Source organism: Chitinophaga sp. YIM B06452, assembly GCF_039655965.1.
Taxonomy (GTDB): Bacteria; Bacteroidota; Bacteroidia; order Chitinophagales; family Chitinophagaceae; genus Chitinophaga.
On the sequence record NZ_JAWLKY010000006.1, the window covers coordinates 12,372 to 39,100 of the forward strand.

Annotated in this window: 16 protein-coding genes; 6 read left to right on the forward strand and 10 right to left on the reverse strand. The window is 51.8% G+C overall.

The genetic code is table 11. The features are described 5' to 3' along the window. Window positions 1-40 precede the first annotated feature (40 nt). From R3I13_RS23065 to R3I13_RS23085, 5 genes are all read left to right on the forward strand, one after another. Complete coding sequence (locus tag R3I13_RS23065) at window positions 41-4,651, forward strand: LamG-like jellyroll fold domain-containing protein (RefSeq protein ID WP_346320341.1); 4,611 nt, start codon at window positions 41-43, stop codon at window positions 4,649-4,651. A 179-nt stretch (window positions 4,652-4,830) separates the two neighbouring features. Beyond that, window positions 4,831-5,778 (forward strand): SPFH domain-containing protein, encoded by a 948-nt coding sequence (locus tag R3I13_RS23070; protein ID WP_346320342.1) that lies wholly within the window; start codon window positions 4,831-4,833, stop codon window positions 5,776-5,778. A gap of 2 nt (window positions 5,779-5,780) precedes the next feature. Continuing rightward, complete coding sequence (locus tag R3I13_RS23075; RefSeq protein ID WP_346320343.1) at window positions 5,781-6,029, forward strand: hypothetical protein; 249 nt, start codon at window positions 5,781-5,783, stop codon at window positions 6,027-6,029. Further along, a complete protein-coding gene (locus tag R3I13_RS23080; RefSeq protein ID WP_346320344.1) occupies window positions 6,029-6,772 on the forward strand; it encodes a hypothetical protein in 744 nt (247 codons plus the stop codon). The genes R3I13_RS23075 and R3I13_RS23080 overlap by 1 nt, the downstream gene beginning before the upstream one ends. A 10-nt stretch (window positions 6,773-6,782) precedes the next feature. Beyond that, on the forward strand, window positions 6,783-7,349 hold the full coding sequence (locus R3I13_RS23085; RefSeq protein WP_346320345.1) for a DUF6620 family protein: 567 nt from the start codon (window positions 6,783-6,785) through the stop codon (window positions 7,347-7,349). A 73-nt stretch (window positions 7,350-7,422) separates the two neighbouring features. Here R3I13_RS23085 and R3I13_RS23090 read toward each other — a convergent pair whose 3' ends face one another. The 9 genes from R3I13_RS23090 to R3I13_RS23130 form a co-directional block, all read right to left on the reverse strand. Then, window positions 7,423-8,232: an AraC family transcriptional regulator gene (locus R3I13_RS23090; protein WP_346320346.1), complete on the reverse strand. Its 810-nt coding sequence runs from the start codon at window positions 8,230-8,232 to the stop codon at window positions 7,423-7,425. 25 nt (window positions 8,233-8,257) lie between these two features. Beyond that, window positions 8,258-9,277, reverse strand: coding sequence for an SDR family NAD(P)-dependent oxidoreductase (locus R3I13_RS23095; RefSeq protein WP_346320347.1), 1,020 nt, complete (start codon window positions 9,275-9,277; stop codon window positions 8,258-8,260). A 127-nt stretch (window positions 9,278-9,404) separates the two neighbouring features. Beyond that, window positions 9,405-12,455: a COR domain-containing protein gene (locus R3I13_RS23100; protein WP_346320348.1), complete on the reverse strand. Its 3,051-nt coding sequence runs from the start codon at window positions 12,453-12,455 to the stop codon at window positions 9,405-9,407. 232 nt (window positions 12,456-12,687) lie between these two features. Next, window positions 12,688-14,454 (reverse strand): RagB/SusD family nutrient uptake outer membrane protein, encoded by a 1,767-nt coding sequence (locus R3I13_RS23105; RefSeq protein ID WP_346320349.1) that lies wholly within the window; start codon window positions 14,452-14,454, stop codon window positions 12,688-12,690. Window positions 14,455-14,465: 11 nt separating this feature from the next. After that, the gene (locus tag R3I13_RS23110) at window positions 14,466-17,750 is read right to left on the reverse strand and encodes a TonB-dependent receptor (protein WP_346320350.1); all 3,285 of its coding nucleotides are present in this window, start codon (window positions 17,748-17,750) and stop codon (window positions 14,466-14,468) included. A gap of 494 nt (window positions 17,751-18,244) precedes the next feature. Beyond that, on the reverse strand, window positions 18,245-18,622 hold the full coding sequence (locus R3I13_RS23115; protein ID WP_346320351.1) for a hypothetical protein: 378 nt from the start codon (window positions 18,620-18,622) through the stop codon (window positions 18,245-18,247). Window positions 18,623-18,971: 349 nt separating this feature from the next. Further along, window positions 18,972-19,751 (reverse strand): hypothetical protein, encoded by a 780-nt coding sequence (locus R3I13_RS23120; protein ID WP_346320352.1) that lies wholly within the window; start codon window positions 19,749-19,751, stop codon window positions 18,972-18,974. 12 nt (window positions 19,752-19,763) lie between these two features. Further along, the gene (locus R3I13_RS23125; RefSeq protein WP_346320353.1) at window positions 19,764-22,958 is read right to left on the reverse strand and encodes a TonB-dependent receptor; all 3,195 of its coding nucleotides are present in this window, start codon (window positions 22,956-22,958) and stop codon (window positions 19,764-19,766) included. A gap of 163 nt (window positions 22,959-23,121) precedes the next feature. Continuing rightward, window positions 23,122-24,132, reverse strand: coding sequence for a FecR domain-containing protein (locus R3I13_RS23130; RefSeq protein ID WP_346320354.1), 1,011 nt, complete (start codon window positions 24,130-24,132; stop codon window positions 23,122-23,124). 188 nt (window positions 24,133-24,320) lie between these two features. Here R3I13_RS23130 and R3I13_RS23135 point away from each other — a divergent pair, with 188 nt between their 5' ends. Further along, window positions 24,321-24,875, forward strand: a complete 555-nt coding sequence (locus tag R3I13_RS23135) for a sigma-70 family RNA polymerase sigma factor (RefSeq protein WP_346320355.1) — start codon at window positions 24,321-24,323, stop codon at window positions 24,873-24,875. Window positions 24,876-24,883: 8 nt separating this feature from the next. On the opposite strand, the gene R3I13_RS23140 is transcribed toward R3I13_RS23135, so the two are convergent. Further along, window positions 24,884-26,515, reverse strand: coding sequence for an exo-alpha-sialidase (locus R3I13_RS23140; RefSeq protein ID WP_346320356.1), 1,632 nt, complete (start codon window positions 26,513-26,515; stop codon window positions 24,884-24,886). Window positions 26,516-26,729: the final 214 nt, after the last annotated feature.

Here is a 26,729-nt window from a genome sequence, read left to right on the forward strand (position 1 = left end):
CTACTCGTCTAAAAAAAACCAGGATCTAAAACCCCCTTGTATGATAAACAAAATGACCCGCGTGATGACGGCGCTCGTGCTGTTTGGCACAGCCGCGACTGCGCAGGAACGCACAGAAAACCAGCAGGCACAGGCGTATGACTACTATGAAAAGAAGGAAAAAGAGAAGAGGAAATACGAGTATGCCCACACCCACACCACCTGGTATTCCGAAATGCTCAAACGAAGGCCGGACGTCAGGAAAGCCCAGACGGCGTTCAATGCTTATTTCGCCAAACACCCTGACGAAGACAGCAAGCTGATAGACCGCTTTGCTACCTGGATGCAGATGGCCGCGCTGTATAAAGACAAAGCAGGCCTGGGCGGCGCATACCCCGTGCTCAAAAAGAACAAGGCCGCCAACACCGCCATCGCAGGCGTGCCGGCTTCGCCTGACGGCACTTTCGGCACCTGGAAAATGATCGGCCCGGCCAACATGACGCGCGATAAATGCGGCAACAACAACATCGTAACAGGCGGCTTCTGCGACCGCGTTTATGTGAACCCTTACAACACGCAGAACCTCTTCGCAGGATTTTCCTACGGCGGCCTGTGGGTCAGCAAAGACCAGGGCGGCACCTGGCAGCTGACGGACGGCAGCTTTGCCAACGGCACCAACACCTATGCCAACCGGGATTATTATTACGGCGAAATTGAAGCGCATAAGCTGAACAGCGACCTCGTATTTTCGGCCACGGAAGCGGGCCTGCTGAAATCGGCGGACGGCGGCATCAACTGGACGCTGCTGCCGCAGCTGAACCGCAACAGTTCTCCTACAGAAAGGCCTTATTTTATTTCCCTGGCAACAGACGACCAGCAGGTGGTGCTCAGCACTTTCGGCCGGAAAGTATACCGCTCCGCAGACGGCGGGAACACCTGGACGGTAGTCTTCGACAACAGCGCCGGTGGTGCGAATCACCGCGCTACTTCGCAGTACAACCTGAACACGCCTTTCGGCCTCAACGACCGGACCTATAACTTTTTCGGGCTCGAAGCCAGCTTTGCCAACCCCGATGAGTTTTACCTCGGCGTATGGAATGGCGCCAACCAGGCCTGCATATATAAATCAACAGACAAAGGAGCCAGCTTTTCCCTGCTGGTAAACCTCAACACCACGCTGAGCACCGGCTGGACCGGCACTTCCATGGTAGGCATGAAAACCATTCCATCCAGCCCGGATATGGTGTCCGTTTTCCAGCAGTTCGTCAGCAATAAACCCTGCTACCGCATTTCCGCTTCCGGCGCGCTGCTTGGCGCGGATACCATCAAAGCATATGTGGAAGCATTCGACATAGACTGGAATAACAAAAACATCATGTACGAGGGCCAATACAGCCCCGATTACATCCTTAAGTCCATAGACAGCGGCAGGACCTTTGCAAAACCCTACACGGCAGCCTGCAACTACCTGCATGCAGACATCCGGGGCATCAGCGCCGTGGGCGATGTGGTGCTGGTGGGCAATGACGGCGGCCTGGGCATGTCTACCGACGGCGGCCGTACGATAGTTGGCACCGGCTTCGAAATTAACTCCATGGATATCTGGGGCTTTTCATCCTCCCCTAAAAGCGACATCGTGCTCGCCGGCCTGGACCATAACCAGACCTTCGTGCGCAGCTTCGACGGCGCTGGCGGCTGGCGCAACATCAAAGGCGCGGACGCAGGCGTATGTTCCGTAAACCCTTACCAGGACCGCTGGTTGTATTACGACTGGGCATATGGCGTAAACAAAGGCTACCTGAATGAAAACGGGACCGTAACCGAATCGTCCGTAGCGCCGGATGTAGACCTGGGTTCCCTGCAGTTCCATCCCCATCTCGTGTACAACATCTTCGGCATCAGGAAATCGAACAACAAGATACTGGTGCAGTCGTCGGATAACATGTCGTCTTCCACCGTCTTTAAAGATTTCGGCGAAACCGTCAACGCGCTGCGCATAGCGCGGAGAGATCCCAAAACGATGTATGCGCTGCTCAGCCAGAAAAAGATCATGAAGAGCATAGACAGCGGCGTCACCTGGGTGGATGTAACGCCATCGCTGGCGGCCAGCAGCAACCAGACGAATATCACGGCCATTGAAACAGGCAAAACGCCCGGAGAACTGTGGGCAGCCTACGGCAACGCTCAAAATACAACGAAGGTGCTCTATTCCACCGACGGCGGCGCCGGCTGGACCAACATCACCACGGCCAACCTGCCTGCTGCCGCTGTAAGCGACATTGCCTACCAGCGAGGCACCAACGGCGGGGTGTATATCATCACCATCACCGCCGAAGGCACTAAAATATGGTACAGGAACAACACGATGCCCCAATGGGAACAGGTGGGCAGCACACTGCCCATGATGGGATATATCAAAGGCCGGTTGTATGTAGTGCCGGCCAGGAACAAGATCCGGTTCGGCAGCTCGCGCGGCGCCTGGGAAAACGAGCTGTATGAAACATCCGGCGTTGAAGCGAACATTGCCGCAGAGCGGTGGAAAGCGGTTTGCAGCGCAGACAGCGTGCAGTTTTACAGCGCATCTGCCGTGGCGCCGGGCGCAGTCACTTACGAATGGCATTTCCCGGGAGGCTCGCCCGCCGTATCGTTCCTGGAGAACCCGAAAGTGGCCTACACCTCCCCCGGCCAATACGATGTGATCCTGAAAGTGACCAACGCGGCCAATGTTTCCGACGAGATCACGCTTACTAAATTCGTGAACTTCCAGGCAGACATTTGCCAGGCAGACACCGTGGCCGGCAAAGCGCTGGACATCAGCGGCGCCGCCACTTCCCGCATACCGCTGAAAAAACTTGCATACAACAGCAACACCTTCACCGTTACTGCATGGGTAAAACCCAGCGGCCTGCAAAAGAGCTTCTCGCAGATCGTATCTGTAAAAGGCCCCAGCAGGCTGGGCATTGGTTTTGCCTTCAAAGGCTATGCAGCCAACACCAACCTCGTGGTGACCAACAGCACTTTGTCTTACGGTATCACTTCTTCTGTCAACCTCGTACCGGAAGAATGGAACCACATTGCCGTGACCTATTCGCCCACCACTATCAAGATCTATCTCAATGGCGGCGCACCCTGGGTGACCACGGGGAACTTTGCGGCGGTGGATTTCTCCCAGCAGCCATTAACGATCAACGACGACATACATAACCAGGGCGGCAATTTCAAAGGCGCGCTGGATGAGCTGGCATTTTACAGCTACACGATGACGCAGGAAGAGATCAGGGAGAAGATGCATTTCGTGCGCAGGCCTGCTTCCGATACGGGTTTGATCGCTTACTACCAGTTCAACCAATACGATGCGGCATCCAGCACTTTATACGATGCGATGGGCGCAGGCAGCTCTGCCATCGTGGGCAGCAGCCTCATTACGAATTCCACGGCGCCTGTTGGCACAGGCATCAGCGAGCGCCTGGCCATCACAACAGGAGGCCTGCATAATTTCGCCACTCCCGGCGTGCAGCTGAACATCAACGCAGCACGCGTGCCGAACGGCGAAGTGGTGGCGCACCGTTTGTACGGTCACCCCAACGGGCTGCCGGCCACTACCGGCACGCTGAGCCCGGATTACTGGATCATCCGCAACTACGGAACCAACGACTCCATAGCGCCGCTGGATAACATCACCTTCAGCCGGCTGGCCGTTACCGTCAGCGACGCGGCCAACCCTGCTGTATTGAAACTATTCAAACGCCCTGAGAACGCCTACGACACAACCTGGAAAACGTCTATCTGCGGGGCAGACAGCACAAGCCCGGGCATGAACGGTTCCATCACCTTCGGCAGCAGCTGCGGTATCAGCCGTTTCGGGCAGTTTATCATCGCAACGGAAGGCAACTCCTTCCTGCCCTGCACCGGCGGGCCCATTCCCGCAAAAAATACCTGGGCTGCGGCCGCCTCTTCCGAAGAAACCGTTACTACAGGCGCGTCTAACGGCCGCGCCGGCCATGCCATCGACGGCAATCCGTCTACCTACTGGCTGTCTGACGTCACTAACGGCGCCGCACATCCGCACGACCTGGTGATCGATCTTCATGCCTGTGCTACTATCGGGAGCCTCAGCTACCTGCCACGGCAGGACCTGGGAAGCGCCGGCGGAAAGATCAGCGAATACGAGATCTATATCAGCCAGGACAGCGTGGTATGGACGCTTGCCGCACACGGTACCTGGCCTGCAGCCGGCGGGGATGCCCGCGTTGTAAGCTTCACCCCGCAAACCGGCCGTTATGTAAAACTCCACTCCCTGGATGTGATCAATCATGCGGACTGGTCTTCCGTGGCAGAGATCAACCTGGCGGAAAGCGGGATCACAGCTCCTTTGCAGGCCGCCATGGCGAAAAGCGAATCAGCGCAGGAAAAACCGAAAGAAAAACTGTTGCTGTACCCGAACCCGGCAGCGAAAGATGTTACCATCACCTTCACTGCCAGCCGTGAAGGGTCAACAGACCTGAAAGTGTACGACGTATCCGGCAAATTGCAGGTGCAACGCAAGATCGCAGTAACAGGCGGCGCCAATAAAGTGCTGCTGAACACCGGCGTTCTTCAGAACGGCACTTATGTGCTGACCATGACGATCGATGGAAAACTGGTTTCAAAACTCTTTGTAGTCAGCAGGTAAGCCAGAGTACAATAAGGTGAAAAGGGCGTCCCAACTGTGGGGCGCCCTTTTTTGCTTCAACGGCTTAAGCCGGGCCGGGGCCGCTTTCAGGCGAAAGGCGGCCCTGTTTTTGTCTTTTTTTTAACATAGGATTACCACGAAAGTTGTACTTTTATCCTTCACATGAGTTAACCGTAATTATGCAATTACCTTTTATCGAGATCATCCAGTCGGTAACCCCTCATCCTGACATGCTGATGTGGAAATTCGCGGACGGAGACCAGGAAATCAAAAACGGCGCAATGTTAACCGTGCGGGAAAGCCAGGCAGCTTTATTCCTCAACGAAGGCAGGCTGGGCGATGTGTTCACCGCGGGCCAATACAAGCTGGAAACCGAGAACATCCCCGTGCTCACGCGTCTCAAAGGCTGGAAGTATGGATTCGAAAGCCCTTTCAAAGCGGATGTTTACTTCCTCAACACCCACCAGTTCATCGATCTTAAATGGGGAACGCCCGCACCGGTGCTCATGCGCGACAAACAGTTCGGCCAGGTGCGCGTCCGTGCTTTCGGCTCGTTCAACCTCCGCATTACCGACGTGGGAAAATTCTTTTCAGAATATGCAGGCACTTATCCCCAGCTCACCGTTACGCAGCTGGAATGGGAACTGCGCGATTTCATTGCCCCGAAGTTTGCCGAAGTGCTGGCCCAGGCCGGTATTGCCGTGATAGATGTGGCAGGCAACCTTTCCGCGCTCAATGAAAAGATACAGCCGCTCATCCAGCCGTATTTCACTGAGCTGGGCCTGGAAGTGACCAACTTCACCATTGCCGGCGCCACCCTGCCCGAAGAAGTGCTCAAACATTACGATACTGTTACCGGCATGAATATGGTGGATGATATGAACAAGTTCACCCAATTCAACACCGCGAACGCCATCGGCAACGACCAGTCGGGCCTGAACGAGGCGGCCAAACAGGCCGTTGCCCTGGGCATGATCATGCAGCAAACGCAACCGCAGCCTGTTGCCGCGCAACCTGCGGACGATGTGGCTTCCCGGCTTAAGAAGCTGAAGCTGCTGTTTGAAGAAGGACTCATCAACGAAGCGGAATATGCCGCTAAAAAAGAAGAGCTGTTAAAACTCCTGTAGATATGCCGGAAGAAGAAAAGAAAAAAACGCTCAGCTACCTGGAAAGACTGAAGCAGCAGGCCCTGACCCAGCAAAATTACGGCGGCGACGTGCAGGACCAGGCAGCCCGCATGGAAGCCCGCGATTGCCCCAACTGCGGCGCCGGCAGGGCTTACCGGCACGGGCTCACCAACTGCGCTTACTGCGGTTTCAGCTTCATGGACGTCCAGCTCACGGACGGCATTCATATCAGGAAGGACAACAACTCGTAATGGAAGAAACGATCAGGCAAACACAGGAGCGGTGGTTTATTTTCCTGGAAAAGCTGGAAGCCCGCATGGAAGAGATGTGCACCGCCGCCATCCCTGAGCTGGTAAAGGTTTTCGATGAAGACCAGGATCCCTACAAAAGAGCGCATGGCCGCATGCTTGCGGGGCTGGTTGGCCAGCTGTACCAGATGATGGAAAAAGCTAACGAAGTAAAGGAAGAAAAGATCCTTGGCCCGGCATTTTCGTTCGGGCACAATACCCATACTTTCCGGGAAGCATGTTTCGAGCGCCACCGGGAATTTGAAGAACGCGTGCATCAGCATATCGCGCAGCTGCGGGAAGCTGCCGGCAAGCAGGACCTGGAGAGCTTTTACCAGGAACAGCTGGCCGCATTCGAACGCATACGCGACCAGTTTACCTGCAAGCAATGCGGCGGAAAGATCACCATCCCGAAGATGTTCTTCATCGCCACGTACATCACTTGCCCCTGGTGCCAGACGCAGAACACTTTTATGCCTTCCACAGGCGCACAAATCATGCTGCACCAGGCGCGCAGCCTGGCGGAACAGCGTACCGCGCACCTGTTGAAAGAATATGAGGACAGCCGGCCGAAAGATCCCGCTTTAAACAAAAAATATCTCCGCGCCATGTTCGACGAGTGGAACAAGATCACGCCCGATATGGCGGCGGAAAACGAGAAATTCTATCTCCGCCTTTTGAAAGATTATAACATTGATCATTTATAAACACAGTATTATGTCTCAGAATCCATTATTAGAACCCATTCACGGCATCAGCCTCGAAGATTACAGCGCAGCCTGCGCCAAGCTGGCGAACGGGCTTACGGAAGACGGCGTAGCTACTGCGCTCGGCGTGGAATTACCCGTATGGCAGGAAGCCAGCCTGCTCTGGACCGAAAGAATGAAGCAGGACGAAACTTTCCACGTGGTAACGCTCTTCGGCCAGTATTTCGGGCAGGCAGACCAGCACCCGAAATTCAGCAACGCAGCTCCCGTCGCAGCCGGCAACCAGGGATATACCGAACAGATCAAAACAGATAAACACTTCTACCAGGAACTGGAAATAGCCCGCACTGTAGCCTACGAATACGGACTCGACGGCGCGCAATGGATCGCGGACAAATACGGCATTGCCCTGGGCGATTTCCAGGTGGCGGCTTCCAAATGGAATACGCAGATCCATGCGGATATGCAGGCGGATTTCCAGGGATACACCCAAAGGCAGGACGCATGGCGTGAAAAATACAAGCAGCTGTTTGCAGATGCACAGGGCGGGAATGTTGCAGACGACATCACTTTCTGATATTCGCATACCGGCATATAAAAAAGGCCCGCAAATACAGTGTTTGCGGGCCTTTCAAATTTATTGCCACCTCTCACCTTCTCACCAGTTCATTCGGCGGGTACCCGAAATATTTTTTGAATGCATGTGAAAAATGCGAAAGGTTCTCAAACCCCACCTCGAAATACACATCCACCGGTTTCCTTTGCTGCTCGGCGATCTGGTAATGCGCCAGCTTCAGCCGTTTTTCCGTCAGCCATTTTTGCGGCGTTGTGCTGAAGGCCTTTGTAAAATCTCTCCGGAAAGTGGCCACGCTCCTGCCAGTCAGGTAACCAAACCGCTCCATCGGCAGGTTGAACATGTAATGCCGTTCCATAAAGTCGGCGAGATTGATCTTGCCGGGCTCTTCAAAGTTGGCCAGCAGGCCGTCCATGTCTTTGTCTATCGATCTTAAAATGCTGATGGCCTCTTCGATCTTAATACGCGCGATGTCTTCAGGCAATTGGTCCCCCAGGTCAAAATAAGGAATGAGCGAGGCCAGGCAGCTTTGCAGTAGAGGATGTTTGGAAAAGCGGTATACTTTCTGCAGCGGCCGCAGGCGGCCAAGGGGCTTGTGCCTGCTGTAAAAATCTTTCAGCCGTTCCCGCGTGATGTGCATGGCCACAGCCTTGTGCGGCAGGCCGTCTTTCGGGTAATTGATCACCGTGGCCAGCTGGTTGCGGGGAATGAGGAATACATCGCCGGCGTTGAAGGTATACGTCGCTTCCGCCTGTATGATCTTTGTTTCCCCTGAGATGAACCACACCAGCATGTGATGCTCAAACACCACTTCTGTTTTGAAGAGTTTGCCCTCAAAATGTGACAGCTTAATGTCTGGTGTGATATAGACGGTTTCGAATTCCATGCCGTACAATTTACAAATAAATGCATTAGCCGGGGAAAGTAACGCCGGTCAGTTCCTCACTCAGCTTCCACAAACGCTTTGCGCTTTCAGCGTCTACAGACCAGGGTTTCACGCCGCGAAGGGAAGCAGGATCATCGTAGTTATGTTCAATGTTGCCTTCATCGAGTTCGGCGATATCCGCATCCTCGCAATACACGCCGCCGATGCCGTTCAGCTGCGGGCTCGTGGCGCACCATACGGAGGTAGCCGCCCCCTGGTCAACGGTTTTGAGGCTGGCAGCCACTTCCGGGAAAATATTCCCGGCCGCGTCATGCGTGCCCATTTGCTGGAACAGTGCCATGGGCGCTGACCTTCCGAGGTCGGTGCCGTTTACGGAGCCTGGATGTAAGGAGAACGCGCGTACGCCGGCTGCTTGCCCGCGGTGATCCAGCTCTACGGCAAAAAGATTATTCGCGGTCTTGGACTGGCCATAGCCCTGCAAAGTTTCATAGTCGCGGTGCATGAAATGAGGATCATCAAAATCAAACGGCGCCATCTGGTGACCGAAAGAGGAAACGCTCACCACCCTCGCACCGCCTGCTTTCTTCAACGCGGGCCACAGCCGGGCCGTGAGCTGGAAATGCCCCAGGTGATTGGTGGACAGCTGCGATTCGTATCCTCTTTTATCCCGCCGGAGCGGCACCCACATAATGCCGGCGTTATTGACCAGGATGTGAAGCGCTTCGCCGGTTGCAAGGAACCGCTCTGCAAAGGCATCGATCGTTTCCGGCGCCATCAGGTCCATGGATTCCAGGGTTACATTAGCGATCCCCGCCAGGTTAGCGGCGGCTTTCTGCAGGTCGCGGGCCGGTACGATCACTTTTGCGCCTGCCGCTGTAAATGCTTTCACTGTTTCTAAACCTATGCCGGCATAACCGCCGGTTACGATGGCCGTTTTCCCATGCAGGCTGATGCCTTTTATAACTTCACCCGCAGTTGAACGCCCGTTGAAGCCTGAACCGATGGGCTGCTGTAAAGCCCCGTTGTAGTTGTCTTTGATAGTCATGATGGTAATTTTTATACAGCAAAACTACAGCGGGGGTAACGGAGTGGCTTTGTTCAAAACGTCAGATTAGTTTGTTTAAAACGTCAACTTTTCTCATTGAATCAAACTGAAATGCAGCAAAGCTATTCTAACTTTGCTTAATCTTCTTTATCTTGGATGGAGAAGTTGGCTTGTTACAGTTTATTATTTTAGCGAAGACATTGTCATTTGCAGAATTATTCTTCATTATTTCTTTTTCTAACTCATCAGTGGATCTATATTTAGCAGGGAAAGAAAAATGATCATTCTTAAACCAAAAAACAAGATAAATACCAGCATCCGTATCAACACTCCTCATATACTCCAATAATTGGGTATTCATGGAAGTACCGACATTTGCATGATGAGCTTTTTTAATCTCCACACATACTTTTAATATCTTATTATCCTTGTTTGTATGCGTAAAAAGAATATCAATATTACCATTTGCTTCTCTTGGCTCCCTACTCAGTTGAATTCCACGAACCCGACACTCATTATCAAGCATGCTGCAAATGTATGGCTGAAATTCTACTTCATTTTTAGGATCTGTACACTTTTGATCCCGCCAAAAACTGAGATATCCTTCTTTATATAATATTTCTCTTTCGAGAATATTTGTCAATAACTGAGCAATAAATCTTTTCAGATCGCTATTAGTCTGTAAATCTGTATAGGAACTATTTAACTGAATATCACTGATCAAAGAATCGACATCTACAGATTCTACACTTTTGTCGCATGTTATAAATTTCTTTGTTTTCTGCTCATATCTTTTTATAAGATTAAATTTATAGAAATGAGGATCTTGTTCGCCTTTGCATAAGCTGCAATTACACGGAATCATTTCTTCAAACTCCAGCTTATTGGATTTATCAAAGTCAAGATGCACCTCATTGATATACATTCTTATAGCTGCAAGAAGGCCCTTTCGATTTTCCCCAACAATTGCTATTTTTATTTTTCCCTTGAGATAATCTTCTTCAACCATAGCCAAAGTATTCTCATGCTCTAAGACAACACCATATTTCCAGTATAAATTTCCTTTGATGAAACTATGACTTTTTACTATAAACCGACTGAGAATACCGGCTGGCATAAAGGCATAATGGTATTCAAAATAAAGATTGCCATCATTATCCCACTGCATATTTATAGGCTTATCGGGAGGTAATAAGTCCGGAGATATATAACCTGATCCGTCACGAAGTTCAAAACATAAATTATAGAACTTCATGAGCTTCAATAGCTCCTCCTGTTTATTTGAAAATCTTCCCTCCTTCCAGATAAACTGCAAATCATAGACAGTAAACTTACCTTTATTTGAGAAAACCTTATCATCGTCCAACACTTTATACATCCCATCAACACACCAATCCGGATTCAGAAAAACAGTTTTCCTAAGCAACAAATCATGTTGGTGATGAACAATCACTCCAAGGTCATTGAGATATTGGCTTAAAAAATCGGCCCTTATATCATCCAGTTTATGCCGTTGACATACGTCAAGATACTCAGCATAGTTAATATAATCTTTAGTTTTCGATAGAACTTCAAGCTCATTCCGTATATCGACCCATCTATTTGACAGCTTCTGGGTTATTTGGGGCAATAACTGTATTGCAGATGAAATCACCTTCTTTAATAGATCAATAGTATACTCGTATCCGTTTGAACAGCTCACATCAACAAACTGCACTATATTTTCAAATAATTTCTTGTATGTCGATTGTGGCAACAGCTTCCTTCGTTCGTCGATCTTACTCAGAACTACTATTACAGGGCTATTTTTACCAAACAGCTTAATGGTATTTAGCCAAAAATAGAAATCAGAATAGTTGCTTTCCTCTCTCGCTTCAGTCAGGAAAAGATATATTGTCCGTCCTGTAATAAACAATTGATGTGTTGCATCGTATTTCTCCTGCCCGCCAAAATCCCAGATATTAAGTTTAAAATCTACAGATTGGTCAATATTTCTGATCGGAATAATAAAAGGATTTTTCAACACTTCAATTCCTTTAGTTGAATCGTGGTATTGAAGCGTATAACCGGGAACTGATAGTTTTTTGGTCAAAACCGATTTTCCAACATTTCCTCTTCCGACAATTACCATCTTAGCCTCATACAAAAACTCTTCATTATCGGCTTCAAGCTTTGAGTAGAAAAAATTCCTAATCGCATCCAACCCTTTTGCAACAATTTCACGAGGTACATTAGTTATCGGGTAGGGATCAATTGATAATTTTTTCAAGTTTTTTAGCTTAATAATCCATGAAGGTATCTCGGTTATCATATTCTGTGAGAACTTCGGATTCGAAAGGAAAAAATTCCTGAACACTAACGCTTTTAAGCTACTAAGTTCCTTTATACAGTCTGGAATTTGAGAAAAATTGTTATTGGAGACATCCAGTTCCTGAAGGCACTCTAACTTACGCATACTGTCAGGCAAAGCATTTATTTTATTCCTATCAAGCGAAAGTTTTTGTAATCCCCTTAACTCTGTAATAACCTCTGGAAATTTAGTAAAATGATTATCGTATGCGGTCAACTCAAGTAAATTGAGGTTTGCTATTTTTGATGGAAGAGATTGAAAGTTATTGTTACCAATAAACAGCGAAAGCAAGTTTTCCAATCCAAATAAATCATTCGGAAGCGAAGAAAGCTCCAAGTTTTGGATAACTAATTTGACGAGATTGTTTAACTCAAATATTACACTGGGAAGTACGCGGATGGATGTATCACTTATATTAAGATAAGTCAGCTGCTTGGGCAAATTAGTAATGTCCTTTAAACTATTACAAGACGCTAGGTTAATATATTTTAAAGTTTTATTTTCAGAAAACTCTTTCGGCAAGTTCTGGAAATATTTACCAGAGACCGTCAGATTCCTCAGTGAGTTCTGTTCTATTATTTCAATTGGAAGCCTACGGAATTTTGCATTACGTATGTTCAGCTCAATGAGGTTCTCCAGGTTTTTTATTTTCGGAGATATTTTTTCAATTGGCAGTTGGCCCAGTTCAAGACTCTTTAAATGACTCAAGCTAAAAACCTCATCGGGAATCATCGTAAAATCTTTAAAACTGCTTAAATCTAACTCATCAACTTTATTTTCAGCAGTAAACTCCAATAGCTCTTCAAAAGAAAGGGATTTTTTATTCATGGAATTGGGGATTTAATATACAATCAGCTCAATATGGCTGTTAATATAATATTTTATCGTATCATGGCAAACTCACCCGATATTCAAACAAGTTTGCTTTTACCATTGTTTAGGTACGATTGCAACAAGCAACGGGTAAAATATCAAATATCTATTTTGATCTAACAAAAAAGGGCCGCCCGGAAAACCGGAACAGCCCTTTGTACTCATATAGGTCTTATTCAATAAAAACTCAATCCAGCGTGGGGTTGAAGGTTCCGTCCGCCCAGCCTATGTTCTGCTTGAGGTTCGGGTTCCTGTCCAGCACATCCTTGTGTATCGGGAAGAAATAATACGTGGCCGGCACCGTGTTCACTTTCACGCCGGAGCGCGGCACCTGGTGCAGTACGTATTTGAAATTCACTTCGGTGAGTTCGTTGGCATTGGCTTTGTTGCGCGCTACATCCAGCGGCATGTTGCTGCCGTCTGTATTGATGGGGATCGCTTCCACGCCTGATTTGGTGGTGCCGTCCAGGCGGTTCAGCAGGCGCAGGCGGCGCAGGTCCCAGAAGCGGTGGCCTTCGAAGCACAGCTCGATATTCCTTTCGGTAAGAATGGCTTCGCGCAGCGTGGCACGGTCGGTGGCATTGATGCCGTAATTGCCGTCCAGGCCGGGTTCTATGCCGGCGCGCATGCGGATCTGCTTCAGGATGTCCAGCGCTTCGGCGGGGCGGCCGGTTTCATTGGCGGTCTCAGCATAGTTCAGCATCACTTCCGCGAAACGCATGTACACGAAGTCTACGTCATATTGCAGCACCTGTGCCTGGGTAAGGCGCAGCAGGCTGTTTTTGAGAATAAAGAAGCCGGAATAACGGTCCAGGTTGGTGGAGTTGGTCTTCGCATCAGGATTGGTACCGAAGTCATCCTGCACGTCCGCAATGCCCAAAGAAGTGTACAGGCGCTTGCCCAGCTTGCCGCTTACGGGGTAAGACTTGCCGCTCCATACCACGGATTTGTCGAAGCGCGGGTCGCGGTTCTGCCAGTAGCTTTGCAGGAACTGCTCGTCTGTTTTGAAGTAAATGCTGGTCGGGTCGTTGTAGCGCTTGCCGTCTTTCATGGGAAACATCTTTATCATTTCCCAGGCAGGCACGGCGGATGCGGGGCCGCGGCTTTCGGAGCCGGGGCGCACGCCGTTGTCCCAGGCCGCGGTTTTGCTCGGGTATTGGTTGATCACGGGAAACACGGTCTCAGGGCCTCTCTCCACGAGGGCAATGTTGCTATAGTCGTCCACCAGGCGGTAGCCGCGGGCCTTGAGGTCGTCGTACGCTTTTTTGTTGACGGTGTAGGCCGTAGCCCAGTCCGCATTATTCCATGGATTGGAGGAATGGAACTGCGGCGATGCTTTGTAGAGCAATACTTTTGCTTTGAAAGCAAGGGCAAAGGAACCGTCTATCCTGCCATAGTCCGGCGAGGAGGACAAGATGCGCTCGGGCAGCAATGCAATGGCGTCGTCCAGGTCCTTGATGATAAAGTCGAAACATTCGGCGGTGCTGTTGCGGGGCACTGCGAGATCGTCGGCATCCTTGTCCTGCGGTACTTTCACGTAAGGCACGCCGCCATGGTATTTTACCATATTGAAGTACAGGAAGGCGCGCAGGAACAGTGCCTGCCCGGTGATGCCTTTGCGGGCGTTGTCGCTCAGCTTGCCTTTGCTTACCTCCACCAGCGCCTGGTTAACAAGCCGGACGCGGCTATAATCCCAGGATTTGAAGTTGCCGTTAGTGACGGTCACAAAGTCTTTGGGCAGGGCAATGCCGATGAGCTGTTCGGAAAAGCGGTCCTCAGAGGCGCTCCAGTTCCCGAAAGCGGAATACAGGTTGGCCATGTAGGCATTGGCGAGATTCTCGTCGTTCCATACCTGGTCCGGGTTGTAACTATTGATGTTGTCTATGTCGAGCACTTTTTTGCAGGATGCGAACATACCGGCAAACAGTGCGAGAGCTATTACTGTCTTTTTCATGATCATGCTTTTTAGAACTTAATATCTGCGCCGATGGTGAACGCTTTCATGACAGGATAGGAATCGTAGTTCTTCTGCTCCGGGTCATGGAATTCTTTCATGGCGGAGAAGGCGAACAGGTTGGTGCCGTTGAAGTACAGCTGTGCACTGCTGAGGCCTATCCGGCTGGTCCAGCTTTTGGGCAGGGTGTAGCCGAGGTTCAGCATTTTCATGCGGAAGTAAGCGCCGTTGCGGATCCAGAAGGAAGAAGCCGCGGCGCCCGCTTCGGCCCAGCCGCTCTGGCCGACAGGACGCGGATACTTGCCATTAGGCGTTTCAGGCGTATATACGTCGCCCGCCCATATCGGGTAGTATGGACGGATATTGGCGCCATGCTGGCGCATGCCCGCGCCTTCCTGGTTGCTGATGATGCGGTCGTAGGAAGTAACGCCCTGGAAGAAGGTCTGCAAAGCCCAGTTCTTCCAGGATACGTTGATGCCCATACCAAAATTGATGCGCGGGGTGGCGTTGGTGGAAAGCAATTGCATGTCGTTGGCATCAATTTTACCGTCAGGGCCGGGTGAATAACCATCGCCGCGAACGTCTTCAAACAGCAGTGCGCCCAGGTAAGGCGGGCGGGTGAACTGTGTGAAGCCCTTGGAGAGCAGAGCATCCAGTTCTTCCTGGGTGCGGATGATGCCAAGGGATTTATAACCGATGATGCGGTTTTCCGGCCTGCCGATGCGGGATTCGAAGTTGCGGTTGCCGCCGGGGCCAAAGGCGGCGGTTTCGTCGTAAATATCCCAGCGGTCTTTGGCGTAGCCCACGTTGCCGGTTATAGAGTAATTGATCTTATTGCCGGCTGCGCGGTCGCGCCATTCAAGCGTCAGCTCCGCACCTCTCCAGGAGCGGGCTGCATAGTTCTCCGGCGCCAGTTCCATACCATAGTTGTCAGGCAGCTTCACTTCGCGGGTACCCAGGATGTCTGTCTCTTTGCGGAGGAACACATCGATGGTACCGTTCAGCCTGCTTTTCAGGATGGAGAAGTCGATACCTGCGTTGTAAGAGGTGGAGGTAGCCCAGGTAAGATTTGGGTTGGGTGTAGCCCCCGGGCGTATCGTGTTGTAAAGGCGGTCGCCGAACATGTACGAGCCTGCGTTCACGTAAGTATAAAGGTACGAGAACGGCAAGATGCGCTGGTTGGCCACATTCAGGTCGTTACCCGTGGTACCGTATGAAGCGCGCAGCTTCAGGTCGTCGAAGAAATTGGTCGCGTTGCGGAAGAAACCTTCTTCTGAAATGCGCCATGCGGCGGACACAGAGGGGAAGAAGCCCCAGCGTTTGTGCGAGGGGAACAAGGTATTGCCGTCGTAACGGAACGAGAATTCAGCGATATAACGGCTGTCGTAGTTATAATTCACACGGCCGATCCAGGACTGGCGTGCGCCCACTTCCTCCCAGGCGCTTGCATCGCGGAACTGGCGGTCTGATGAATAGGCGAACGACTGGTCGATGTTCTCCAGGGGGAGCGGATTCTCCGCCCGTGAAACCGCGCCATAGCCGCCATTTTCAGCCTGCTCAAATACCACCAGCGCGTCTACGCCGTGTTTGTTGAAGGTCCGGTTATAGTTCAGGAACCAGTTCAGCTGGTAGCTCCACAGGGTAGAAATGCGGTAGTCCGTGAAAGGCTGGTTCTGGCTGAAAGTGAAGATGACGGTCTTGTTCTCATCCGGCGGCGCGGGAATAAAACGGTTGCCGTTGGGCTGCGCAGGGATGAATGAGTACGCTTTCTGGTAGGTCATGAAACGCTTGCGCATATAGTCTTCCGCAACATAGTTTCCCACTACCTTGGTGGTGAGGCCTTTCACGAATTTATCCAGGCTGATATCGATGCCCAGGATGCTGTTCATGTTCCGTTTGCGCAGGTTGATGTAGCGGTCGCCGATCACCTGGTCTATCACGTTCCACATCTGCCAGCTGCCCATCACCGGCTGCACGGGATAAGGCGTGATATGGTCTGCCGGCTGGCCGTCTGCCGTGAGATAGAACGGGTAGGTTTTCGGCCAGTTGAAGGTCACGCGGTAGATGTCTGACACGTCGTACTCATCATCGTTCTCCGACCCGCCGAAAGGCCAGAAAAAGCGGTCCTGGTTCTCCTGGAAAGCGGAGATGTTCAGGTTCACCTTGATCGCGTCGGATACCTTGGCGGTAACGTTGGAGCGGAGGTTCACCTTTTTATGTTCAAGGCTTTTGTAGGAGCCTTCTTCACCGCGGTAGCTCAGCATGGAGTAATAAGTGATGCGGTCGTTGCCGCCGGATACGCTCAGCGAGTGGCGCATGCTCCATGGGTTCTGCCAGATGAAGTCGTTTACGTTATATTTTTTGTCTTTGAAATAATCGAACTCAGCCTGGCCGTTGGGCAGCGCGGTGTTCTGGAAGGCGGCCACGCGGTTCTGGTAGATCAGCTCATCCACGGCGTTGGTCTTGTCTGAATGCAGGGTCATCGTGGGCCGGTTGGTGGTGTAGTTGGTCTGGAAGTTGAACACCGGTTTCTGGCTGGTGCCTTTTTTGGTGGTCACCAGCACTACGCCGTTGCCCGCGCGGGAACCATAGATGGAAGCGGTAGCGGCGTCTTTGAGGAAGCTCATCTGGTCTACTTCTGCGGCTTCCAATGCGTCGAACGCTTCTTTGTCGCGCACCACGCCGTCTATTACGAACAGCGGGTCGCCAAAGGAACCGCGGATGCGGATGCTGGAGGAAGCGCCTGCGAGGCCTGAGGTGTTGGTCACATTCACGCCGGGAGCGCGGCCTGCAAGGGCGTTGGAGAGGTTGGAAGGCGCCAGGTTCACCAGTTCGCCCGCGTTCACGGGCGTTACGGCGCCGGTAAGGTTCACTTTCTTTTGTGTGCCGTAACCTACCACTACCAGCTCGTTGAGGCCTTTGGCGGAGGTGGCCAGCACCACGTCTACACGGGCCTGCGTGCCAACGGCGATCTCCTGCGGATTGTAGCCGATGAAGCTGAATACGAGCACCGCCCCGTTGTCTGGTACGCTGATCGTATACTCCCCGTTTGGATTGGTAACGGTACCAGTACTGGTGCCTTTCAGGGCAACGCTAACCCCGGGCAGGCCTGCGCCTGTGCCATCGGTAACCTTACCGGAAATTTTTCTGTCAAAGGCCGCCGGGCCGCGTCCGGCGAAAGCGGTAAGCACCGCCAGCAACAGCAGCGCGGTAAGCATGCCCCGGAACTCCCAAGCCTGGCGGGCAAGCCGCAAGCCGCCTGAAGGCTGCTTTTCTTTTGCACGAATGAGTAGCATAGATTTGGTTTGTGTTAGGAAAATGAGTAGTTATCCGGTGCGCGGGCGGCGCATCGGGCAGATGTTTTGACTGATCAAATACTTACCTGGATAAAGCAATGACACGCTTCATCAGGGCAAATGTTTCACTGTTGTTTTTCAGAAAACGGTTCGCACGGTTTTTTCAATAATTGCCTTCATACGTTTACAAGGAGCTGCACAAATACGGGCCAACTTCCACTGATTTAGATTTCAAACGCTCATCATACCAGCTCCGGTCATAAAAGTAATATACTTATCTGTAATTTCAAATCATGCATATTTTGTTTCAAAGATTTAATATCCCGGTTGTATTTTATTACAAGACCGTTCCGAATCCCTTTCCCGGTAAGATCGCGGCCAGCAACGGCTTCCGGGGATAAGGGCCCTTCCCGGCCCACTTTGCGTCCTAAAAACACAGCACCCGCGTGAAATACCATCACGCGGGTGCTGCCCACATATTTTTTTTCTGCCGTCTATCTTCCGCAGTCAGCAGTCCAGTTCCTGCCGTTCCGTGCAAACCCGATCACCAGCTTGTCTTTGTTGATCGTGATCATCCCCGTTCCGGAAGAACCGACGCTCACCAGCGTATTATCGTCTTTCCGCTGAAACTCCACGCCATTAAGGTCAGGGATGCCGTCGGAAAACCTGAAGTTGTAGGTATTGTTCAGTTTTGTCACAAACACGCTGCCGTTGTCCTGGGTAATATTTTTTTCTGCATCAGTATATCCTATTTTTCCTCTAAAGGTGCCGGCGAAAACATCCACATCCGCGGGATCAGTGTCTTTACTGCACGAGCTCACGATAAAAGCGGCCAACAGCAGTACACCCATAATTTTAAGCACAGATTTCATAAACATCAGTTTTGATCATCGAATAAGTTTCTACATTAACTGGTTGCAATTAACATACCAACTACCTATAACCCTTTACCACTTTGAATTACAGGTCATCAAAACAACATTGCGGACGCATGTGCCATGCGGCATGCCTGCAGATATGGGGATTTTCTTACGCAGGCAGTCCTATTGCGCCTGGACCGCCGCCAGGAGATCAAAGAAAAGATCAAATAGCCCGCCTTTCTATTATTTGAAAATGGCCGTCATGGTTCCGACGGCCATTTTTTATGGGCCATGAAAAAGCTCCCGGGCAATAACCGCGGGAGCTTTGTTGCTATTCACCGATAAAAAAACTGCGTGTTTTTCAATAACTCACCAACACACTGCTCCAGAAAGAATAGCGGTTGTCCGGCATCAGCACTCCGTCAATGTTGCAAATGATATGCTTATCCTGCGTCGGGTTAACCGCCAGCAGCGGCGCCACGAAATTTACCGGGTCTACCTCACCTCCCGGCAACACTTCGCCGGTTTTGATGTCTCTTGGTTCAAATGCATAAAAGTTCAGGTAAGGGTCGCGGGAGAAATCTATCAGTTTGAACTCGGACAGCTGCCCTTTCCGGATCACCTCAAATCTCGTCAGCGTATCCACCCCGGTAATTTCAGAACCAGTGGGATCAAAGTTGAGGCGATAAATGCGAAGGGCGAAAGAATCGGGCAGGTCGGCGCTGGTACAATAAATCCCAAGCGATACATGCTGCGCCGGGATATTATCCGCATTCCCGCCGCTGCTGATGAACACGGGCTTCTGCTTGCCTGTAGCGTCGAGCTGGAGAATCGTGACATTGAATTTAGCGCCGGGGGTTGCCAGCAGCGTGTCGTACAGCAGCTGGCCGCTCCGGTAATCGCTTACTTTTATTTGCTGTGTTTCACCGGGAGTTTTAATGACTTTCCTGATCGCCCCCGTGCTCACCAGGCTGTCTGTGAGCTGGGTGTTATTCACCGCAACCACAAATCTCGCGTTCGGGTCCAGCGAAAAACCCTGTGCAAACACTTCCCTGTAACTGTCCTTTTCCTGCAGGTCGCCTTCTTTGCTGCAGGCGCAAAGGCCTATCGCCGCCAGGCTTATGATGATGATCTTTTTCATGTGCCGTCCGTATTAGAATTTGTAGGTAAAGTTGATGCTCATATTCCGTCCTTTGAATACCCTGGTATAGGTGTAGTCGTAGTCTTTGTTATAGTTCGTTCCTTTCGGATCGCCGTTGGGACTGGGATCGCCGATGTTGTCCGGGTTGGGGCCGAAGGTGCCGCCGCCGGAATCCGTCGGTTTGCCCACGATCGCGTTCTGGTATACGATATGATCCTGCTGGAGGATGTCACTGATGTTGAAACGCACGTCCAGTTTCTTTTTGAAGAAGCGGGCATTCAGCTGGAGGTCCAGCACATCCCTGGGATTTTCGTACTGGTCTTCCGCGGGATAAGTACCGCCGGCTAAAATGCGTTTGCCGAAGCGGTTATAGCCGAAATTGATGCCTGCGTTTTCCCCGAAATACCCGATACCTGCGTTTACAGCATACGGCGAAAGCCCTTGCAGCGGCCGGTTGCGTGAATCGGGCGGCAGGGTGCCGGAATTCCCCCCGCTTGCACCGTTCGATGCGGCCAGCAGCGCATCGGTGTTGTATCCTACATTCGACTTCATAATAGAAGCATTGCCGCTGATAAAAATGTTCTTCAGGATAGGAGAAGTTTTACTGATGAAGCCCAACGATTTGCGGAAGTCGATTTCAAATCCTTTGTTCTCAGAACTGCGGAGGTTGAAATAAAAGAACAACAGCCCCCCGCTGCCTCTTGCGGCGATCTGTTCCACGGGACTGTTGAACTTTTTATAGAAAGCGGATATGGATATGATCTCTCCCGGACCAGGGTACCACTCGTAACGAAGGTCCAGGTTGGTGATGGTCGCATCATCGAGCCGGGAAGCGCCGCGGTATACGCTGCGTTCGCGGAATTCGTAATACATAAAGCGCGACCGCTCCCTGAAATCGGCCCTGGACATAGTTTTGGAGTAAGCCAGGCGGAGATTCGACTGTAAAGTGAGCTGGTAGGTAAGATTGGCGGAAGGCAGCCAGTCAGTCGTTTTAGTCTTCATTACAGAATCCACGGGCCTGCCGGTCGCATAATCATAGGTGATGCCGTTCACATCCATATTGTTGCGTTCGCCGCGGATGCCGCCTACCAGCCTGAAACGCTGCAGGAACTTCAGGTCTGCCATCAGGTATAAGCCGTGCAGTTGCTGCCTGCCTTCGTAGTTATCCGCCGGCCGGTCGCCTACTGAACCAACGCCGGCGAGGTTGTAATACAGCAGGTCCGGCCGGAGGTACGCGGGCGAAGCCAATTCATAATCGGGCTTGCCGTAGTATTTGTCAACATCCTGGTTCACATTGGCGTCGTTCATGAGCCTTACTGCAAAACTTTCATAATACGCATTACGGAACGAGCCGCTGTAGCCCAGCTTTATTTTCTGCTCCGCTTCACGCACCATGAACGGCAGGGTGAGGTTCAGCGCCAGGTTCTTTTTTTGCTCATGCAGTCCTGCATTGAAGATGTTGATCCCTTCCGTCATAAATCCCTGCGATTCCGTCAGGAAATAATATCCTTCGCCCAGTGCAATGGATTCATAACTTTTCGAGGAACGCGTATCCGGCTGGTCGCGCCGTACATCGATCAGGTCCGCAGCCCAGTCTACTTTGATATTGTGCCGCGTAAGCGTATGCTCTCCTTCGAGGCGGTTGTGCAGCATGGAGTTGATGGTGGTGATGCTGGTATATAACTCCGCATCGCCGCCACTGCCTTTGTCGAAATCTTTGCCCCACATATCGCTGGTCTCTATGTTGAACCGGCGGTTGTAAAGGTTCCTGAAAGCGAGCTTGTGCCGCGGCGCCTGGAAGGTGATATTGGCCAGGGCGCCCAGGGCGGTGGTAAAGTTATACACGCTGCTGGCGGAATCGCTGAAATAAAACGAAGAAGGGAAATACCGCATTTCACTGGAACGCTGCTCTTCGTGGCGGTAAGTGCCCGCCAGCGTAAGGCCTATCAGCCTGCCTTTGGGTAGCTGGTACCTGCGGCCGAGGCCCAGCTGGTAGTTTTGCATAGGCACATACCCGAACTTCCGGATACCAAAATTATTCGGGATGGTAAGGTTCTGCCGGGCGATCTCCTCACGGTTTTTAGAGCCTATCCACGACCGGTACTGCTGCTGGTCCATGTCTTTCCACCAGGTGCGGCCGCCGTCGTCAAAACCAAAATGATCGTATTTGCCCCTTTTCAGGGATTTCATAGCGTGTCCGGCGGAATGGGTATTGATGCCGGTGCCGAGGGTTACGGTGGTGTAGTTCTCAACGGGCATGTCGCGCACATTGATCTGCACCAGGCCGCCTGCGAATTCAGCGGGCATGTCCGGCGTAGCCGTTTTGTTCACCACGATGTTGTCTATCAGGCTGCTGGGAATGATGTCGAAGGAAAAGTTCTTGCGGTTGGGTTCTGTGCTGGGCAGGCTGGTGCCGTTTACCATCACGTTGTTGTAGCGTTCGCTCAGCCCTCTTACGGTTACAAACTTATCGTCCTGCACGGTGAGGCCGCTGATGCGTTTGAGCACCTGCGCCACGTTGTTGTCCGGCGTGCGGCGTATCTGTTCCTGGCTGATGCCGTCGCTGATGGCGGCGTTGTTCCGCTGCTGGATGTAGAGTGAATTGATACCGTCCTTCCTGGCGGAGGCTTTCACTTCCACCGTGGCCAGCTGGCCTTTGGTCCTTTTGATGCTGGTGTTGAGCGTAAAAGTTTCCTGCCCTTTTACTGCTATGTCCGTCACCTCTTTTTTGATATAACCGATATAGCTGATAACGGCGGTATGGTTCCCGGCGGGCAGTGAAATGCTGAAAGAGCCGTCTGCCGCACTGGTAGTGCCAACGGAACCGATGCGGACCGTTACGCCCGGGATGGGCTGGCCGTTCTCTTCATCCACGATAGTGCCGCTCAGCTTGCCGTTAGCCGGCGCCGGCGCGCTGCCGCGCACTACGCCGATATTTTTGTTGCCCATCACGGAGAACTGCAGGCCGTAGTTCGTTTTCAAATGCTGCAATACTTCTCCCAGTTCGGCATTTTTGAATTTGATATTCCTGACCGGCAGCGCCTTCAGGGCTGCGTTGTCAAATGTAAAAGTGTAGGACGTCTGCTGTTGCAAAACCTGCAACAGGGCGGCCGCGTCCATGGTCTTTATATCTACCGTTACCCGGTCTTTCAGGCTGCCGACGGGCTCCTGGGCCTGTGTAGCAAGGGCAGGAAGCAGCAATCCCAATAGTGCCAATGGTTTTAAGTATCTGCGGAACATGATCCGGGCCGTAGCAAACACAAGGATACCTGTAAATATGAGTCCCCCTATAAAAATGAAAAACATAGATCTCTGTTAGTTACGTTATTGATTGAAAAGCGAATGACGGTGTGCGCACCACGGTCATTCATTATTTTGAATGAATTGTTTCTATATAAATGAGCTTCCCTTTTTCCGTATACCGGAGGCGGTGGGAAAACAGCATGTTGTGCAATATTTCCTGGTAGGTGCCGCCTTTGAATACCGCGGTGATCGTCCTGTTATCTGTTATCCCTTCCGGCATAACGATCTGCAGGCCATACTGGCGTTCCAGCCTGCGCAGTGCGGCTTCCAGGGGAACGTCGTCCAATATCATCCAGCCATTCTTCCAGGTGGATGTATCGGTGTTCAGTACAGGTTTTACACTGTATCTGCCACTTTCAAGCCGGTATACCAGCTGTTCGCCAGGCTGAAGCAGGGCTGTATCATTTGGCGCGTGGACGGCCACTTTACCCCGCACCAGCGACACGCGGGTATCTTCTTCATTGCCATATGATTCCACATTAAAAGCCGTTCCCAGCACCTTCGTGCTGATGCCTCCATGATGCACGGTAAACGGGCGCGAAGGGTCTGCATCCACTTCAAAGAAAGCCTCGCCCTCCAGGCGGACGGTCCTTTCCGCAGTGGCATACCTTGCAGGCTGGTAGCTGATCCGGCTCTTTGCCGTCAGCCAGATGGCGCTGCCGTCGGGCAGGATCGCCTTGACGGTGCCGGTTGTATGATTCGAAACGGTGTCCCATTTCTCCGCTACCATACCGGTGGAAAATGAAGCGCTGTTCTTTTGGAATACCTGGATACTGATGAACACCAGCAATGGCAGCAGCACTGCGGCGGCGCCCAGGTACCAGCCCCGGCGGATGCGTATTTCAGCAGCCTTTAAGAAGCCGGGATAGGTCTCCTTCCGGATGCCGTACACGACAGATTTCAGCATCACCGGAGGGATCTCCATGGGATTTACATGCTGAGTTTCCTCTTCCAGCAGGGCTTCCAGGGGAGCAAGATCGCTGTCTGCATCGCCGAGGTATGCCTGCACCAGCGTTTCTTCTTCCGGCGTACAGCCGCCGGCAAAATATTTCTTCAAAAGTCCGGGAGTGATCTTCATACACCCCTATCACGCAGGAGGTATGCAAAACGGAACTGCGGGGAAGTTGAATTAATAATTCGTTAACATTAGAGCAGGGAAAAGAGAAGCAGCATGAAGGAATTGTTATTTTTACCCGTTCCCCGGCGCTGCCGGGAAATAAAAAAACAATTTTGCAGCGCGGTTCAAAAACGAAATACAGCATGCCTATGCAAAGGCCAGAGTCAGATTTTGAGGCTATATTCCGGGAAACAAAGGAGTTCCTGTATGGTTATATCAGGAAATTCGTGGAAAGTGACGCGGATGCGAAAGATATACTGCAACAGTGTTATATCCGGTTGTGGATGAAAATGGAGGATGTGAAGGATACGGGCAATATCCTTCCCCTGCTCTACACTTATTCCAGGAATATGATCATAGATGCCACCCGTAAAAGGGCTGCTGAAAAAAAGAAAATGCGGGAATATACCTACCTGTCCGGCGACGCAGTGGATTCCCTGCCTGCGCCGGAAGACGGCACTGCCTGGGAAAAACTGAAACATGCGCTGCTGCTCATCCCCGAAAAGAAAAGAATGATCTTCCTGCTGCGCAGGGAAAAAGGACTATCCACCAGTGAGATCGCTGCGCAGCTCAATATAACGCCAAGGGCTGTACGTAAACATCTTGAAGAAGCCGTGCTCCTGCTCAGGATGCATCTTTCCTCCGCAGAGTTGTTTACGCTGATCGTGCTGGGCGCCGCAGTACAGGATATCAGCACGCTGTAGCAGCGGTTTTACAGCAGCTCTTCCAGCCCTATGGTCTGAAACACCATATCCGCCTGGCTTCCCTCGTATAGGATGCCTATCGTATTGCTGTCTATGCTGGTCAAACAGGAATAACCGCGGCCTTTTTCTTCATCCAGCAATATCTTTTTTTCAGACCATGTTTTCCCGTCATCGTAACTGATCTTAATGGTCTGGTTCTTCCGGGCGGTTTTTGAATCGGGGTTGGAGAATAACAGGACCGATCTTTCTTTCCCGTTTTTTATATACCCATGACGGATAATGCTCGCCATGCAGGCAGGCTCCGGCAGGGCGTTGCGGGATGTGGGGTGAATGGCCCAGCTTTGCCCGAGGTCCTTTGTGACAGCCACTACCCTGCCGTTGGTGCGGCCGGTGTCCCTGCTGTTGCCGCCGAAACGCATGTTTAGCATAATGGAACCGTCGCTGAGCTGAGCGGCCATGTTTTCCGTGGTGGATTCAGGCGCGGCTCGTTTGCCTGTTTTCCAGGCCTGGCCGCCGTCTTTGCTATACATGATGGTGGAAAAGCCCCGTCCTTTTTCGTCCCGCCCCTGCACGGGGAATGCGATCGTCCCGTCTGAAAGCGTGATGCCCGCGCCGGGCGCAGGCGCCAGCAGCCACCAGTTCTCCTGCTTCACCATGCGGGTGAGGTTGACAGGTTTGCTCCAGGTAGCGCCGTTATCCGTGCTTTTGGTGATGAGGAACTGGGAAGTTTGTTTCTCGCCGAAACCGGGCTGCGAACCTTTTGTTTTCCACTGATGGTTCCAGGCAGTGCTGTCTGCAGTAAGCCCTTCCATCCAACGTCCTGTGGAATCGATCACGCCATGCATCCAAAGGCCGGCCACGAAAATATGACCGGTGTTTTTATCTACGAGCACATTCGCATCAGACACGCCGTTGAACTTCTCCGGCAAACCGCCCCAGGCGCCCATGTCCAGCACGATCTGCATCGGTTGCCAGGTTTTCCCCTTATCCAGGCTGCGCGACAGGCCGATGTCTATATGCCCCTGCAGATCCCTGCCGCTTTCCCGCCGCACGTCGTATACCGCCAGCAGTGTGCCGTCATTTGCAGTGGCCAGCCCCGGGATGCGGTAGGTATGCACCCCATCCTGCCGGTGCTGCCGCAGTGCAACGCCCAGCCTGTGTACATACGCGTCCGGCGCGATATTGATGGCCCGGTTGTTTACCCGCACGGCGGCAGTGTTGATCTGCAACCTCGCAGCCAGCTGTGTGGCGGCGGATGGGGCAACCGTCACCCAGAAATAATTGGCACCGCGCTGCAACGCTGCCTTTCCTTCCAGCACGATCTTTCCCGCAGCGGGAGCGGATGTTCCGGCAAATAATATTTTGCCCTCCATCTTCTCTGCTTTCAGCAAGGTACTGTCTGCGCCTGCCGCGTATACCCGGACATTCTCCAGGCCTGCATTGCCTCCCAGCAGCAACGCCACCTGCCGCAAAGTATCGTTCTCTTTTTTTGCGTCCACCCTGATGCGGATCACCGGGTTGATCTCTTTGCCGCTCAGCACCGGCACTTTAAATTTCCGCTGAACCGCCTCCTGCGCGGCCATTACGGCGGGCAGAAGGCAGCACAGCGCGGAGCTGGTAATTACTTTCAATGGTTTCATTTTCACTATATTCTTTATACCTGCATTACGAGAAAAGCTCAGAAGGAGCCGTCATTGCGAGGAGCGGCAAGAGTTCCTGTGCAACAGCAAGTGCGACGAAGCAATCTCCTCCCTGGCCCGGAGTACGCCAATTCAATGAAAGAGATTGCTTCGTCGCCTCTCCCGCTTTGGCGCTGCTGTTCCTCGCAATGACGGGCTTTATGTGCAATGGCGA